Here is a 13,544-nt window from a genome sequence, read left to right as displayed (position 1 = left end):
TTTTATTGATCTGTTTTTGCTGTGCTGCGTTCACGGTGAGCCGGATAAGGCTCGCCGCGCGGCATCCATGCAGGATAGTTCGGCGAATGACTCGCCGGTCAGATTTTTCCGTTTTTTTCGCGTTCTGCGACTTCGGCGTTGAGCTCTTCCAGCTTCGCCGCCATCAGTTCGCGACAGTGAGTCGCCAGCTTACGCACCGACGAAGATTCGAATGCTTTTACATCAACTGGCGGCAGCATCTCAACAATGACCAGCCCGTTGTTCCAGCGATTGAGATCGATCTTGCCATGGGTATTGGAGACCACAATCGGAATGATCGGCACGCCCGCCGCTACGGCAGCGTGGAAGGCACCGGTCTTAAACGGTAGCAGGCCACGGCCACGGCTGCGCGTCCCTTCCGGGAACATCCAGATAGAGATGCGCTTGCGGTTAAACTGGTCCACCAGCTCACCGATGGTGCCGCGCGCTTTCGCCCGGTCATCGCGGTCAATCAGCAGGTTGCCGGTCAGCCAGTAGAGCAGGCCAAAAAACGGCACCCACAGCAGGCTCTTCTTGCCCACGGTTACCGTATAGGGCTGCACCATTTTGGCCGCGGTGACCATGTCGTAGTTGTTCTGATGGTTGGCAATATAGATCGCATTACCATAATTCTCCGCACCTTCCGGTTTGCGCAGATCGACTTTGAGACCAAACACCGTCGATAATTTGCCGAACAGATGGCCAAAAGTGGCGACGTGGCGCGGATCGCGTGGTGAAAAAAGACACCAGATACTGCCAAAGATACAGATTAGGATCGAATAAATGACGACGATAATGGCACGCAGAATCAGTAACATAGTTCCCTCATAGAGCCACGGCTGACGCAGGGTCAGCCGGGTTGTTTACGCTTCGCTATCCGGGCTCGCCGGACGCGCAGGGGCATCCAGTTCAACTCGATCAATTTTTTGCAGGCCGCGCGGTAACAGCGTGCCGCGACGTCCGCGATCGGCGCGGAATTTCTCTAGCTCTTCACTGCGCAGCAGCATTTTACGCTTGCCCACGTGCAGCGTGATCGCGCTGCCCGGCGGCAGGATCATCAGCCAGGCCAGTTTGTCCTGACCGGCAGCGGCTTCTGCTGACGGAATGGAGATGATTTTGTTGCCCTTGCCTTTCGACATCTGCGGCAGTTCGCCGACCGGGAACATCAGCATCCGTCCCGCCTGGGTGATCGCCAGCAGCATGTCATCTTCATGATGGACCGCCATTGGCGTCATCACGCGTGCATTGTCGGGCAGCGTCAGCAGTGCTTTACCGGCGCGGTTGCGCGATATCAGATCGCTGAAGGTACAGATAAAGCCGTAGCCCGCATCAGAAGCCATCAGCAGACGCTGGTCATCCGGCTCCATCAGCACCTGTTCAACTACCGCACCCGGCGGTGGCGTCAGCTTGCCGGTCAGCGGCTCGCCCTGTCCGCGTGCGGAAGGCAGCGATGTCGGATCCAGCGTATAGCTGCGGCCCGTGGAGTCGATAAAGGCCACCGGCTGATTGCTCTTGCCGCGTGCAGCAGCCAGATAGCTGTCGCCCGCTTTATAGCTCAGTCCGGCAGGATCGATATCGTGACCTTTCGCGCTGCGCACCCAGCCCATCTGCGACAGCACAATAGTGACCGGTTCAGACGGCACCAGCTCGGTTTCGCTCAGAGCTTTGGCTTCTTCACGCTCACACAGCGGCGAACGACGATCGTCGCCGTAGCTGGCGCTGTCAGCCTGTAACTCTTTTTTCAGCAGGGTGTTCATCTTGCGTTCAGAGGCCAGCGTTGCCTGCAGCTGATCGCGCTCTTTTTCCAGATCAGCCTGCTCGCCACGGATCTTCATCTCTTCCAGTTTTGCCAGGTGGCGCAACTTCAGTTCGAGGATCGATTCGGCCTGCGTTTCACTGATGCCAAAACGCGACATCAGGACCGGCTTCGGCTCATCCTCAGTACGGATGATCTCAATCACTTCATCAATGTTCAGGAACGCGACCAGCAAACCTTCCAGGATATGCAGGCGGCGCAGTACGCGATCCAGTCGGTAGTTCAGACGACGTTTGACCGTGTCGCGGCGGAACACCAGCCATTCGGTCAGGATCTCGTGCAGGTTTTTCACCGCCGGACGGTTATCCAGGCCGATCATATTGAGGTTAACGCGGTAACTCTTCTCCAGATCGGTGGTGGCGAACAGATGGTTCATCACCTGATCGAGATCGACACGGTTGGAGCGCGGCACAATCACCAGGCGCGTCGGGTTCTCGTGATCCGATTCATCACGCAGATCCTCCACCATCGGCAGTTTTTTATTGCGCATCTGGTTAGCAATCTGCTCCAGCACGCGCGCGCCTGACACCTGATGTGGCAGCGCGGTGATGACCACCTCGCCCTCTTCTTTCTTCCATACCGCACGCTGGCGGATAGAACCACGCCCGGTCTGATAAATTTTGCGGATTTCGTCACGCGGCGTAATGATCTCCGCCTCGGTCGGATAATCAGGTCCCTGAACAATGTCCAGTAATTGCTCCAGCGTGGTTTTCGGCGCGTCGATCAGTGCGATCGCCGCCTGAGCCACTTCGCGCAGGTTGTGTGGCGGAATATCGGTCGCCATGCCCACGGCGATACCGGTGGTGCCGTTCAGCAGAATATTGGGCAGGCGCGCCGGTAACATCTTCGGCTCCTGCAGCGTGCCATCAAAGTTCGGCTGATAGTCGACCGTGCCCTGACCCAACTCGCCCAGCAGCAGCTCGGCATATTTTGACAGACGGGATTCGGTGTAACGCATCGCCGCGAACGACTTGGGATCATCCGGCGCACCCCAGTTACCCTGGCCGTCGACCAGCGGATAACGGTAGGAGAACGGCTGGGCCATCAGCACCATCGCTTCATAGCAGGCGCTGTCGCCATGCGGATGGTATTTACCCAGCACGTCACCCACGGTACGTGCCGATTTTTTGAATTTTGCGCTGGCGTTAAGGCCCAGCTCGGACATGGCGTAAACGATACGTCGCTGAACCGGCTTTAATCCGTCGCCAATGTAAGGCAGTGCGCGGTCCATGATGACGTACATCGAATAGTTTAAGTACGCATTCTCGGTGAATGTGTGCAGGGCAAGACGCTCTGCTCCATCCTGAGTCAGTTCACTCATTAATTTCTCATCCTCACATCGTGGCCCACAACGGCGGGACACCCGGCGGTGGTTTGGCGAGGATAGTACCTTATTCCCTGGTGTTAGTCACAGGGGAAGCGCGGGACAAGAGGCGTCCCGCCGCGCAACTTCATATACCAGAGGCACGCCGGATTCAGATCGGCAAGTACCTGACCTCTCTGCGGAAGTGAATCAGGACTTTGCCCCTATCCACTGACGGGCAATATCACGATATTCACCCGTGGCGGTGCTGAGATGCACCCACTGATCGACATAGAGTTTCCAGCTGATGTCGTCACGCGGGATCATGTAAGCCTTCTCGCCATACTGCAGCGGTTTGTCGGGATTGATCGCGCAGAGCGTCGGGTAATGCTGCTGCTGAAAACGCGCTTCAGAGGCATCGGTGATCATCACATCTGCTTTGTTATCGACCAGTTGCTGGAAGATGGTGACATTATCGTGAAACAGCGTCAGCGAGGCCTCTGGCAGATGGCTGTGTACAAAGGCTTCGTTAGTCCCACCTGCCGGTTCAATCAGCCGTACGTCAGGCCGGTTGAGCTGTTCGATGGTCTGGAAACGATCTTTATCGCTGCAGCGCACCAGCGGGATTTTGCCATCCACGTCCAGCGGCTGCGCGAACCAGGCCGTCTGCTGGCGTTTCAGCGTGACGGAGACGCCGCCGACGGCGATGTCACACTGCTTTGCCAGAAAGTCTGACATCAGATTTTTCCAGCTGGTCTGTACCCACTCCACTTTTGCGCCGAGCGAGGTAGCCAGCGCGTTCGCCATGCTGATATCCAGCCCTTCATACTGACCATCGGGTCGCAGATAGCTGTAAGGTTTGTAATCGCCGGTGGTGCAGACTTTGAGCGTCTTAGAACTGAGAACGGTGTCGAGATGAGATTGCGCATGGACAGCACCGCTGGCCAGCAGCAAAGCGAGGACTAATTTTTTCATTCTGATTTTTTCTATGATTTTTTATGGTGAGTTTGCCCACCGATGGTGCCATAAACCGGCATATTGTTGCTGCTGCAGCAAAAGTGTTGTGATCAACCTCGCATTTTTCTGCGGCTGCGGCGCGCGTAAGCTGAGCACCATATTCAGGAAACGAGGCAACCTATTCATGAGCAAGATTTTAATTATCGATGGCGGCAAAACGTTTGCCCACTCTAAAGGCGAACTGAACCACACCCTGACCGATGTTGCGGCCAGCCAGCTGCGTGACATGGGACATGAGGTGTCAGTCACCGTGGCTGACAGCGATTACGTGATCGCCGATGAAGTGCAGAAATATGTCGACAGCGATGTGGTGATTTATCAGATGCCAGGCTGGTGGATGGGCGAACCCTGGACCGTGAAGCGTTACATCGATGAAGTCTTTACCGAAGGCCACGGTTCACTCTACGCCAGCGATGGTCGTACCCGCTCCGATGCCGCGAAAAAGTATGGTTCCGGCGGTCTGCTGCAGGGCAAAAAATATATGCTGTCGCTGACCTGGAATGCGCCGCTCCAGGCCTTTACCGACCCGGAACAGTTCTTTGAAGGCGTCGGCGTCGATGGTCTCTATCTGCACTTCCACAAGGCTAACCAGTTCCTGGGAATGGAAGCGCTGCCGACCTTTATCTGCAACGACGTGATTAAAGCACCGGACGTGCCACGCGATATTGCCGCTTATCGGACCCATCTTAGCCGCGTTTTTGCGTAAGATGATTGGGGGCTATCCCCTATTTTCCCACGAAAGAGGAATTCGCGAATGTTAACAGTCGTTGCTGAAATTTGTGTTAAACCCGGTCGCCGTCAGGCTGTGCTGGATGCAGTGAAAAAGCTGATCCCGCAGGTCTTAGAAGAAGATGGCTGCCATCAGTATGACGCGCTGCTTGATCATCAGGCGCAGGTGCCATGGAAGCAAAACTCGCCAGACTCTATTTTCATGCTGGAGCAGTGGGAAACGCTGCGCCATCTGGAGCAGCATCAGCAGATGCCGCACATGGATGCGCATCGCGCCATCATTAAAGATGATGTGGTGGATGTGAAGATTCTGGTGCTGGAGCCGAGTACCTGATTATTGCTGAAGCCTTAACGCCGGTTGTGTAGCTGGGGTTAAGGCTGGTGATAAATTCCGGACTGAGTCGCTGTGAGATCGAGCCGGCACAGGGATCAGGGTCAGATCGGAAAAACGCAAAAGCTGTCATCCATGACATGCTCGGCCCGCGCGATTACGCACCTCATCCCTGAGGTGCGCCCGTTACCGGGCCAACGCGTTGCGTTGTTCAAAAACGCTCCCGGCGTTTTTGTCCCAGGCCGCGGGACGTTTTCCTCCTCTGACCCTGGTCCCTGCGCGCTGAGCTAATGCATTGCTGCCAGACGTGCCCGAGTGCGAAATTTTCACCCATCTTAACCTCCGCTCTGCAATAGCGATTTCTTCTTTCTGACAGCCCGGTTCAGAGCATCTGACGCCGATCAATCTCGGTGCGGAGAAAATCGAGAAAGCAGCCGATACGCGAAGAGAGCGTGGTGTTACGGTAATAGACCGCATGCACCGGCAGGCGCAGATCGCGGGTTTCCGTGGTTAACACCTGCACCAGCCGGCCAGCGGCGCAATCTTCCCGACTGACAAAGTCGGAGAGCCGTGCGATACCCTGTCCTGCCAGCGCCAGCTGCCGGATGGTTTCACCGCTGGAAGCCGAGAGTGTTGGCTTGACGCGCATAAAATCACCATCGGGCTGCCAGATCGGCCAGACGTTGAGGGTGTCAGGATAGCTGAAGCCGATTGTCTGATGCTGCGCGAGGTCGGCAACGCTCTGTGGCGTGCCGGCTTTCGCCAGATAGGCCGGGCTTGCCATCAGCCGGATAGCACTACTGCCAAGCAGCCGGGCACGCAGCGTGGAGTCACGCAGTTCGCCAATACGAATGGCAACGTCGGTCTGCTGCTCCAGCAGATCGATCATGATATCGTCGGTATTCAGTTCGAGCTGGATTAGCGGATAACGGGCGCGAAAATCTTCAACCAGCGGCACAATCACATGCAGCATAAAGGGCGTGGCGGCATTTACCCGCAGCCGTCCTGACGGTATCTCACGTCGCAGTGCAATCTGCTCTTCCGCCTGCTCAACCGAGGCCAGGATCTGGCGCGCATGCTCCAGAAAAACCTGCCCCTCTTCGGTCAGCGCCAGCCGTCGGGTAGTCCGATGCAACAGCGTGGTCTGCAGCTTGCTCTCCAGCCGCGACAGCGCCCGGCTGATGCCCGAACTGGTCTGCGCCAGCTGGGATGCCGCCGCAGTAATGGAACCGCTGTCCACCACCGCCACCCAGGCGCGTAGCTCTTCCAGGGTAATTTTCACAATGGTTACTGTCTCTGCTCTGAATCTGCCGGGTTCTCTGAGGATGTGCAGGCTGAAGCACAAAGAGAACAGGACGCTTTCGCGTCCTGTTTTTTATACTTCAATATCGGCCATATCGCCTTTTTCCTGCAACCAGTTACGCCGGTCTTCGGAACGTTTTTTCGCCAGCAGCATATCCATCATGCGCAGCGTCTGGTCTACATCCTCTTCACTGATCGTCAGCTGTACCAGGCGACGGGTATTCGGATCCAGCGTTGTTTCGCGCAGCTGTAACGGGTTCATCTCACCCAGCCCTTTAAAGCGCTGAACGTTCGGTTTGCCCTTCTTGCGTTTCAGCTGTTCCAGCACGCCCTCTTTCTCATCTTCGTCCAGCGCGTAGTAGACCTCTTTACCGAGATCGATACGATAGAGCGGCGGCATGGCAACGTATACGTGGCCATTTCTGACCAGTGAGCGGAAATGTTTCACGAACAGCGCACAGAGCAGCGTGGCAATGTGCAGACCATCGGAGTCCGCATCCGCCAGAATGCAGATTTTACCGTAGCGCAGCTGCGACAGATCCTCGCTATCAGGATCGATGCCGATCGCCACGGAAATATCATGCACTTCCTGCGACGCCAGCACCTCATCGGAAGAGACTTCCCAGGTGTTCAGGATCTTGCCTTTCAGCGGCATGATCGCCTGATATTCACGATCGCGCGCCTGCTTTGCCGATCCACCCGCCGAGTCCCCTTCGACCAGGAACAGTTCTGTTTTATTCAGATCCTGCGCGGTGCAGTCCGCCAGTTTGCCCGGCAAAGCCGGTCCGCTGGTGAGCTTTTTACGCACCACTTTTTTGGCTGCCCGCATACGACGCTGGGCGCTGGAGATTGCCAGCTCAGCCAGCATTTCCGCCGTCTGAATATTCTGGTTCAGCCACAGGCTGAAGGCATCTTTTACGACGCCAGAGACAAAGGCAGCACACTGACGGGAAGAGAGACGCTCTTTGGTCTGTCCGGCGAACTGCGGATCCTGCATTTTGACCGACAGCACATAGGCACAGCGATCCCAGATATCTTCCGCAGAGAGTTTTACGCCACGCGGCAGGATATTGCGGTATTCGCAGAACTCGCGCATGGCATCCAGCAGCCCCTGACGCAGGCCGTTGACGTGCGTTCCGCCCTGCATGGTCGGGATCAGGTTAACGTAGCTTTCCGTTAACAGCTCACCGCCTTCCGGCAGCCACAACAGCGCCCAGTCCACCGCTTCCACATCACCGGCAAAGCTGCCGACAAACGGTTTTTCCGGCAGCGTCGGCAGGCCATTCACCGCTTCACACAGGTAGTCGGTCAGGCCATCTTCGTAGCACCAGCGCTGCTCGGTATTATTCAGCTTGTCTTTGAAGACAATCTCAACACCCGGGCAGAGCACCGCTTTGGCTTTCAGCAGATGGGAAAGACGCGATACCGAGAAACGCGGACTGTCGAAGAAGCTTTCATCGGGCCAGAAATGGACGCGCGTGCCGGTGTTACGTTTCGCCACCGTGCCGGTGACGGTAAGATCCTGCACTTTGTCGCCATTTTCAAACGCCATGTCATAGATTTCGCCATTACGGCGCACCGTGACTTCGACACGTTTTGACAGGGCGTTAACGACCGAGATACCGACGCCGTGCAGGCCGCCCGAGAACTGATAGTTTTTGTTGGAGAACTTGCCGCCCGCATGCAGACGACACAGGATCAGCTCGACGGCTGGCACGCCCTCTTCCGGATGGATATCCACCGGCATGCCGCGGCCATCATCAATAACTTCCAGCGACTGGTCAGCGTGCAGAATCACTTCAACCCGCTTAGCATGGCCGCCCAACGCCTCATCGACGCTGTTATCAATCACTTCCTGACCCAAATGGTTGGGCCGCGTCGTATCGGTGTACATGCCGGGACGACGGCGAACAGGCTCAAGGCCAGTCAGGACCTCAATGGCATCCGCGTTATAGTTAGATTGACTCATCGTAAATGTCTGATTAGAAGTGTGAAATGGGGTGCGATTTCCGCATTACTCAGGGATGATTCAGACCGAGAAAGTCCAGAATCTGCGGGAAATGGCGCTCGAATCCAGTAAATGTATGATTTCCGCCCTCTTCTACCGTATGACGGCACGCGCTGTAATAGTCGAGCGCCTGACGGTAATCGAGAACTTCATCGCCGGTCTGTTGCAGCAGCCAGAGTAAATCGGGCGCTTCCAGCGGTTCAATCTGCATCACTTTGAGATCGTAAATGTGGCGTGACTCTAACACATATTGCTGGCCGGTGTAGGGATTCTGATTTTCGCCCAGGAAATCCGCCAGCAGTTCAAAAGGTCGCACCGCAGGATTGACGACCACGGCGGGCAGCATAAAGCATTGCGACAGCCAGGTGGCGTAATAACCGCCCAGTGAAGAGCCCACCAGCCCCAGCGTTTCGCCACTGCGGCTCATCACCAGATCTTCCAGCATGGCTGCGGCATCGGCCGGAAAAGTCGGCAACTGAGGCACCAGCATCTCGATCCCGGGGTGCTGCGCCTCTAACCATTGCCGGAACTGCGTTGCCTTCGCCGACTGCGGCGAGCTGTTAAAACCGTGCAGATAAAGCAATGCCGCCACGCGTCAGTATCCTTCTGAGTCTAAATCGGGACGAAAAGCGTCGGTGTCGAGCCGGTTGACCTCGGTCTCAAGGCCGCCATCCGGATGCAGGGTAAACCAGCGCCAGCCAGGTGCCACGGTGTCAATCGTAAAGCTGGTGCAGTGCGGTTTGAACTGGACGCAGGTTGACGGCGTCGCCAGTACGCGACGGCCATGCCACTCCAGATCCAGCTCCTGATGAATATGACCACAAACCAGCGTCCGGGCTAACGGGTAGCGCTGTAACACTGCATCGAGCTGATGGGAATTGCGCAGGCTGTGCTGATCGAGCCAGGTACAGCCCGAGGCCAGCGGATGGTGATGCAGCAGGATCAGCGTATGGCGTTGCGGAAAGCGAGCCAGCGCGTTGTCGAGCCACTCCAGCTGATAATCGCTCAGCATCCCATGTGGGACACCGTAGACCTGGCTGTCGAGCAACACAATCTGCCACTGCTCGCCCATCAGCACCTGTTTGTGGGCATTGATGTGCGCTGCCGCCAGCGTGTCGACCATCGCGGGCTGAAAATCGTGATTACCAGGCAGCCAGACACAGGGTCGCGGTAAACGTGAAATACCCTCAGCAAAATGCTGATAGGCTTCAACAGAGTGATCCTGGGCGAGATCGCCGGTGGCGATGATCAGGTCATAGTCGCGCTGTTGCGCAATAATCGCATCCAGCACCGCGTCATAGCTCGACCAGGTGTTCACCCCCAGCAGTGATTCATGTTTTCCCGCGAACAGGTGGGTATCCGTGATTTGCAAAATCCTGATTTCGGAACTGTTCGCTGCAGGAAGAGTTAGCAGGCTATCCAAAGCGTTTCCTTCGTCTCCACGCCATTTACTGCATTATACGCATCAGCAGACCGGAACTGCCATTGCGCCATGCGCCAGGCAGTAGCGCAGCCAGTCTGCAAGAAACTGGTTTATCTGATGCTTTTCATCGCGCTGATGCAATTTTTTATTAGGATAATCATAGCGCGCTTTGAAGCGATAGATCTGTTGAGTTGAACACACTTCGGCGACCATCGCATCGTGATAGAGCCGGACCGACATTGAAGGCAGGCTCCAGTAACTCACGGCAGGCGCGACCTGGCGGATCTCCACCAGCGTGGTGTAGCGCGTCGACTCCTGAATCGTCAACTGATAACGGGCACCACTCACCTGATAAATCACCGATTCGCCCGCCTCATCGTTGCGCGGCAGCAGGCGGCGTAACTGGGCGAAGTTGGTTTCGCAGAGCCGCATCATTTCGGGAAAGTCAGGGGTATAGCGCTGTTTCATTTTTGTATCCACTCTTCGCGTAGTTTTTCATGGTGCAACGCCAGCCATTGCAGGGCGATGACAGACGCCGCATTGTCAATTATCCCCTCTTCCACCCAGCGATAAGCCTGTTCGCGGCTCACCACATGTACAAGAATATCCTCATTCTCTTCCTCCAGACCATGGCATCCCTCTGCCTGGCTGGCATCCACTTCCCCAATCAGCACCGACAGACGTTCGCTGGTGCCACCAGGACTGGCCAGATAGCTAAGCACAGGCTTAACCCGACCAACGTCTAATCCTGCTTCTTCAACGGCTTCACGGCGCGCAACCTGCTCAACCGATTCGCCGGGTTCGATAATGCCGGCGACCATCTCGAGCAGCCAGGGTGAAGCACTGCTGTCATAAGCCGGGATGCGGATCTGTTCAATCAGCACCACTTCATCGCGTAAGGGATCATAAGGTAGCAGCACGGCGGCATGTCCGCGCTCAAAAACTTCACGCTGCACTTCCCCACTCATTTCGCCATTAAACTGGCGGTGGCGGAAGCGGTAACGTTCGACGGAAAAAAAACCATCATAGACGGTTTCGCGTGCAATAATTTCTACATCGTTTTTTGTGAAAGTCACAGGGGATTTTTTTTCTTCCGGCATCATCAGGTTCCTTGTGCAGATTGGGGTGGAGCGAAAAAAGCCAGTAACTGTGCTCCATGTAAGTAGTTCTTTCTGAATTATTTACGTAAATTAGGGGGAGAAGGCACGTTCAGCCAACTTATCTCACAGTTGCCCTCTGCTAGAATCGGCGATAATTTTTTGGCTTACCCGGCAGCGCACCCACTGCAATTTGCTGCAACAAAAGGAATGCAAATGAAAAAACTGCTCCCATTTTTTATTGGGCTGAGCCTGGGCGGTTTCAGCTTCGCCAGCCAGGCCGAAGACCTGCTTCAGGTTTACCAGCAAGCGCGTCTGAGCAACCCGGATCTGCGCAGCGCCGCTGCCGATCGCGATTCTGCTTTTGAGAAAATCAACGAAGCGCGCAGCCCATTATTACCCCAGCTCGGCCTGGGTGCAGACTACACCTACAACAGCGGGTATCGCGACAATAGCGGACTTCATTCCAACACGACCAGTGGCTCGCTGCAATTAACCCAGACTATTTTCGACATGTCGAAATGGCGTGCGCTGACCCTGCAGGAAAAAGCGGCCGGTATTCAGGATGTCACCTATCAGGTCGCACAGCAGGATCTGATTCTGAACACCGCCACAGCCTACTTCAATGTGCTGAAAGCGATTGATACGCTTTCTTACACCGAAGCGCAGAAACAGTCGATCTATCGCGAGCTGGATCAGACCACCCAGCGCTTTAACGTTGGCCTGGTTGCCATCACTGACGTACAGAACGCCCGCGCCCAGTATGACAGCGTGCTGGCCAACGAAGTCACCGCGCGTAACAACCTTGATAATAACGTAGAAACGCTGCGTCAGATTACCGGCATGGATTACATGTCGCTGGCTTCGCTGAGCATTGATCGTTTCAGAACCGATAAGCCTGAACCGGTCAGTGCGCTGCTTAAACAGGCGGAAGCCCGCAACCTGTCGCTGCTCTCCGCACGTCTGAACCAGGATTTAGCCCGTGAGCAGATCCGCCAGATGGAAGCGGGTCATATGCCTACTCTTGGTCTGACTGCCTCTACCGGCCTGTCAAACAGCAAGTATGGCGGCAGCCGTGCGAACCAGAGCGCAGGCTCTACCGACTCTATCACCGGTTCAAATCAGGTTGGCCTGAGCTTCTCTCTGCCACTCTATAGCGGCGGCAGCGTCACCTCTCAGGTGAAGCAGGCGCAGTACAGCTTCGTCAGCGCCAGCGAACAGCTGGAAAGTGCACATCGCTCAGCGGTTCAGACCGTGCGTTCATCGTTTAACAACGTGAATGCGTCTATCAGCAGCATCAACGCCTACAAACAGGCCGTCGTTTCTGCGCAAAGCTCTCTCGATGCGTCAGAAGCCGGTTATCAGGTGGGTACACGTACTATCGTCGATGTGCTCGATGCGACTACCGTGCTCTACAACGCGAAGCAGCAACTCTCTGATGCACGCTATAGCTACCTGATTAACCAGCTGAATATCAGCTATGCGCTGGGTACGCTCAATGAGCAGAGCCTGCAGAAACTGAACAGCCAGCTGGGTAAAGAGATCCCGACGTCACCGGAAACCGTGGCACCGGAAAATGCCCAGCAGACCGCACGTGTGGATAGCGGTCCGGTGGCAACCGGCTCTTCTGAGGCAGCGCGTCCTGCGGCTCGCCACAGCAGCGGTAATCCATTCGGTAATTAATCAGCAGGCGGGCTGCTTTGCGGCCCGCCTCTCTGTTGAACGTATAACTAAGTAAAGATCCCTGTTGCATCAGGCCTCCAGCTTCAATTTTACCCCCCCATCCCCTATTCTATGCGCTACCTTTGGGCACAGGATAATCATAATGAAACGCACAAAATCTATTCGCTATGCCGCTTTTCGTAAGAGCTGGCAGGCACGCCATTTAACGCCCGTAGCTATCGCCGTTTCGGCGGTATTTATGCTGGCTGGCTGTGAACAGAACGATGAAACGGTTTCGATGTACCAGAACGCCGATGACTGTTCGAAAGCCAATCCGGGCCAGAGTGCGCAATGTACCACCGCATTCAATGAGGCCAAAAAAGAGGCGGAACGCACCGCGCCAAAATATGCCACCCGTGAAGATTGTGTCGCTGAATTCGGCGAAAACCAGTGTCAGCAGACACCGGCTCAGGCAGGCGTGGGCACCACCAATGCGGAATCACAGCAGAGCGGCGGCAGCTTCTGGATGCCGCTGATGGCGGGTTACATGATGGGCCGCATGATGGGCGGTGGCGCAGGTTTCGCACAGCAACCGCTCTTCTCGTCGAAAAACCCGCGCAGTCCGGCCAATGGTCAGTTTGTTGATGCATCAGGCCGTAACTATGGCGCAGCGACCTCTGGCAAAACCATGACCGTGCCGAAAACGGCGCTGGCACCAAAACCGGCGACCACATCGACCATTACCCGTGGTGGCTTCGGTGAAACCGTCGCGAAGCAGAACAGCATGCAGCGCAGCAGCGCCACCGGCACCTCCAGCCGCTCAATGGGAGGCTAACGC

At 56.0% G+C, this 13,544-nt stretch carries 13 protein-coding genes; 4 read left to right on the top strand and 9 right to left on the bottom strand.

What is annotated here, in order from left to right; translation table 11 throughout:
• Positions 1-98 precede the first annotated feature (98 nt).
• From F3I44_RS05345 to F3I44_RS05335, 3 genes are all read right to left on the bottom strand, one after another.
• Positions 99-836, bottom strand: coding sequence for a 1-acylglycerol-3-phosphate O-acyltransferase (locus F3I44_RS05345; protein WP_098052353.1), 738 nt, complete (start codon positions 834-836; stop codon positions 99-101).
• A 45-nt stretch (positions 837-881) separates the two neighbouring features.
• A complete protein-coding gene (gene parC / locus F3I44_RS05340; protein ID WP_150014760.1) occupies positions 882-3,155 on the bottom strand; it encodes a DNA topoisomerase IV subunit A in 2,274 nt (757 codons plus the stop codon).
• A gap of 192 nt (positions 3,156-3,347) precedes the next feature.
• Positions 3,348-4,112 carry a transporter substrate-binding domain-containing protein gene (locus F3I44_RS05335; RefSeq protein WP_150014762.1) on the bottom strand — a complete coding sequence of 255 codons (765 nt, stop codon included), beginning with the start codon at positions 4,110-4,112 and terminating at the stop codon, positions 3,348-3,350.
• 166 nt (positions 4,113-4,278) lie between these two features.
• On the opposite strand from F3I44_RS05335, the gene F3I44_RS05330 reads away from it, so the two are divergent.
• Both F3I44_RS05330 and F3I44_RS05325 read left to right on the top strand, forming a co-directional pair.
• Complete coding sequence (locus F3I44_RS05330) at positions 4,279-4,860, top strand: NAD(P)H-dependent oxidoreductase (RefSeq protein WP_150014764.1); 582 nt, start codon at positions 4,279-4,281, stop codon at positions 4,858-4,860.
• Positions 4,861-4,908: 48 nt separating this feature from the next.
• The gene (locus tag F3I44_RS05325; RefSeq protein ID WP_150014766.1) at positions 4,909-5,217 is read left to right on the top strand and encodes a putative quinol monooxygenase; all 309 of its coding nucleotides are present in this window, start codon (positions 4,909-4,911) and stop codon (positions 5,215-5,217) included.
• A gap of 379 nt (positions 5,218-5,596) precedes the next feature.
• Here F3I44_RS05325 and F3I44_RS05320 read toward each other — a convergent pair whose 3' ends face one another.
• The 6 genes from F3I44_RS05320 to nudF all read right to left on the bottom strand — a co-directional run bounded on the left by F3I44_RS05320 (position 5,597) and on the right by nudF (position 11,047).
• The gene (locus tag F3I44_RS05320; protein WP_150014768.1) at positions 5,597-6,496 is read right to left on the bottom strand and encodes a LysR substrate-binding domain-containing protein; all 900 of its coding nucleotides are present in this window, start codon (positions 6,494-6,496) and stop codon (positions 5,597-5,599) included.
• A gap of 93 nt (positions 6,497-6,589) precedes the next feature.
• Positions 6,590-8,485 carry a DNA topoisomerase IV subunit B gene (gene parE / locus F3I44_RS05315; protein WP_033733909.1) on the bottom strand — a complete coding sequence of 632 codons (1,896 nt, stop codon included), beginning with the start codon at positions 8,483-8,485 and terminating at the stop codon, positions 6,590-6,592.
• A gap of 49 nt (positions 8,486-8,534) precedes the next feature.
• Complete coding sequence (gene yqiA, locus F3I44_RS05310) at positions 8,535-9,116, bottom strand: esterase YqiA (RefSeq protein ID WP_150014770.1); 582 nt, start codon at positions 9,114-9,116, stop codon at positions 8,535-8,537.
• A 3-nt stretch (positions 9,117-9,119) separates the two neighbouring features.
• Positions 9,120-9,947, bottom strand: a complete 828-nt coding sequence (gene cpdA / locus F3I44_RS05305; RefSeq protein WP_150014772.1) for a 3',5'-cyclic-AMP phosphodiesterase — start codon at positions 9,945-9,947, stop codon at positions 9,120-9,122.
• A 42-nt stretch (positions 9,948-9,989) separates the two neighbouring features.
• Complete coding sequence (locus tag F3I44_RS05300) at positions 9,990-10,415, bottom strand: DUF1249 family protein (RefSeq protein WP_008925735.1); 426 nt, start codon at positions 10,413-10,415, stop codon at positions 9,990-9,992.
• A complete protein-coding gene (nudF, locus tag F3I44_RS05295) occupies positions 10,412-11,047 on the bottom strand; it encodes an ADP-ribose diphosphatase (protein WP_033734725.1) in 636 nt (211 codons plus the stop codon). Before nudF ends, F3I44_RS05300 begins: the two co-directional genes overlap by 4 nt.
• 213 nt (positions 11,048-11,260) lie before the next feature.
• On the opposite strand from nudF, the gene tolC reads away from it, so the two are divergent.
• Both tolC and F3I44_RS05285 read left to right on the top strand, forming a co-directional pair.
• Positions 11,261-12,727 (top strand): outer membrane channel protein TolC, encoded by a 1,467-nt coding sequence (gene tolC / locus F3I44_RS05290; protein ID WP_150014774.1) that lies wholly within the window; start codon positions 11,261-11,263, stop codon positions 12,725-12,727.
• A 142-nt stretch (positions 12,728-12,869) separates the two neighbouring features.
• A complete protein-coding gene (locus tag F3I44_RS05285) occupies positions 12,870-13,541 on the top strand; it encodes a DUF1190 family protein (RefSeq protein WP_150014776.1) in 672 nt (223 codons plus the stop codon).
• Positions 13,542-13,544 lie beyond the last annotated feature (3 nt).

Source organism: Pantoea sp. F_5 (assembly GCF_008631595.1).
Classification (GTDB): Bacteria; Pseudomonadota; Gammaproteobacteria; order Enterobacterales; family Enterobacteriaceae; genus Pantoea; species Pantoea gossypiicola.
Note: the sequence above shows the minus strand (reverse complement) of the source record. Positions and strands in the feature narration are given on the sequence as shown.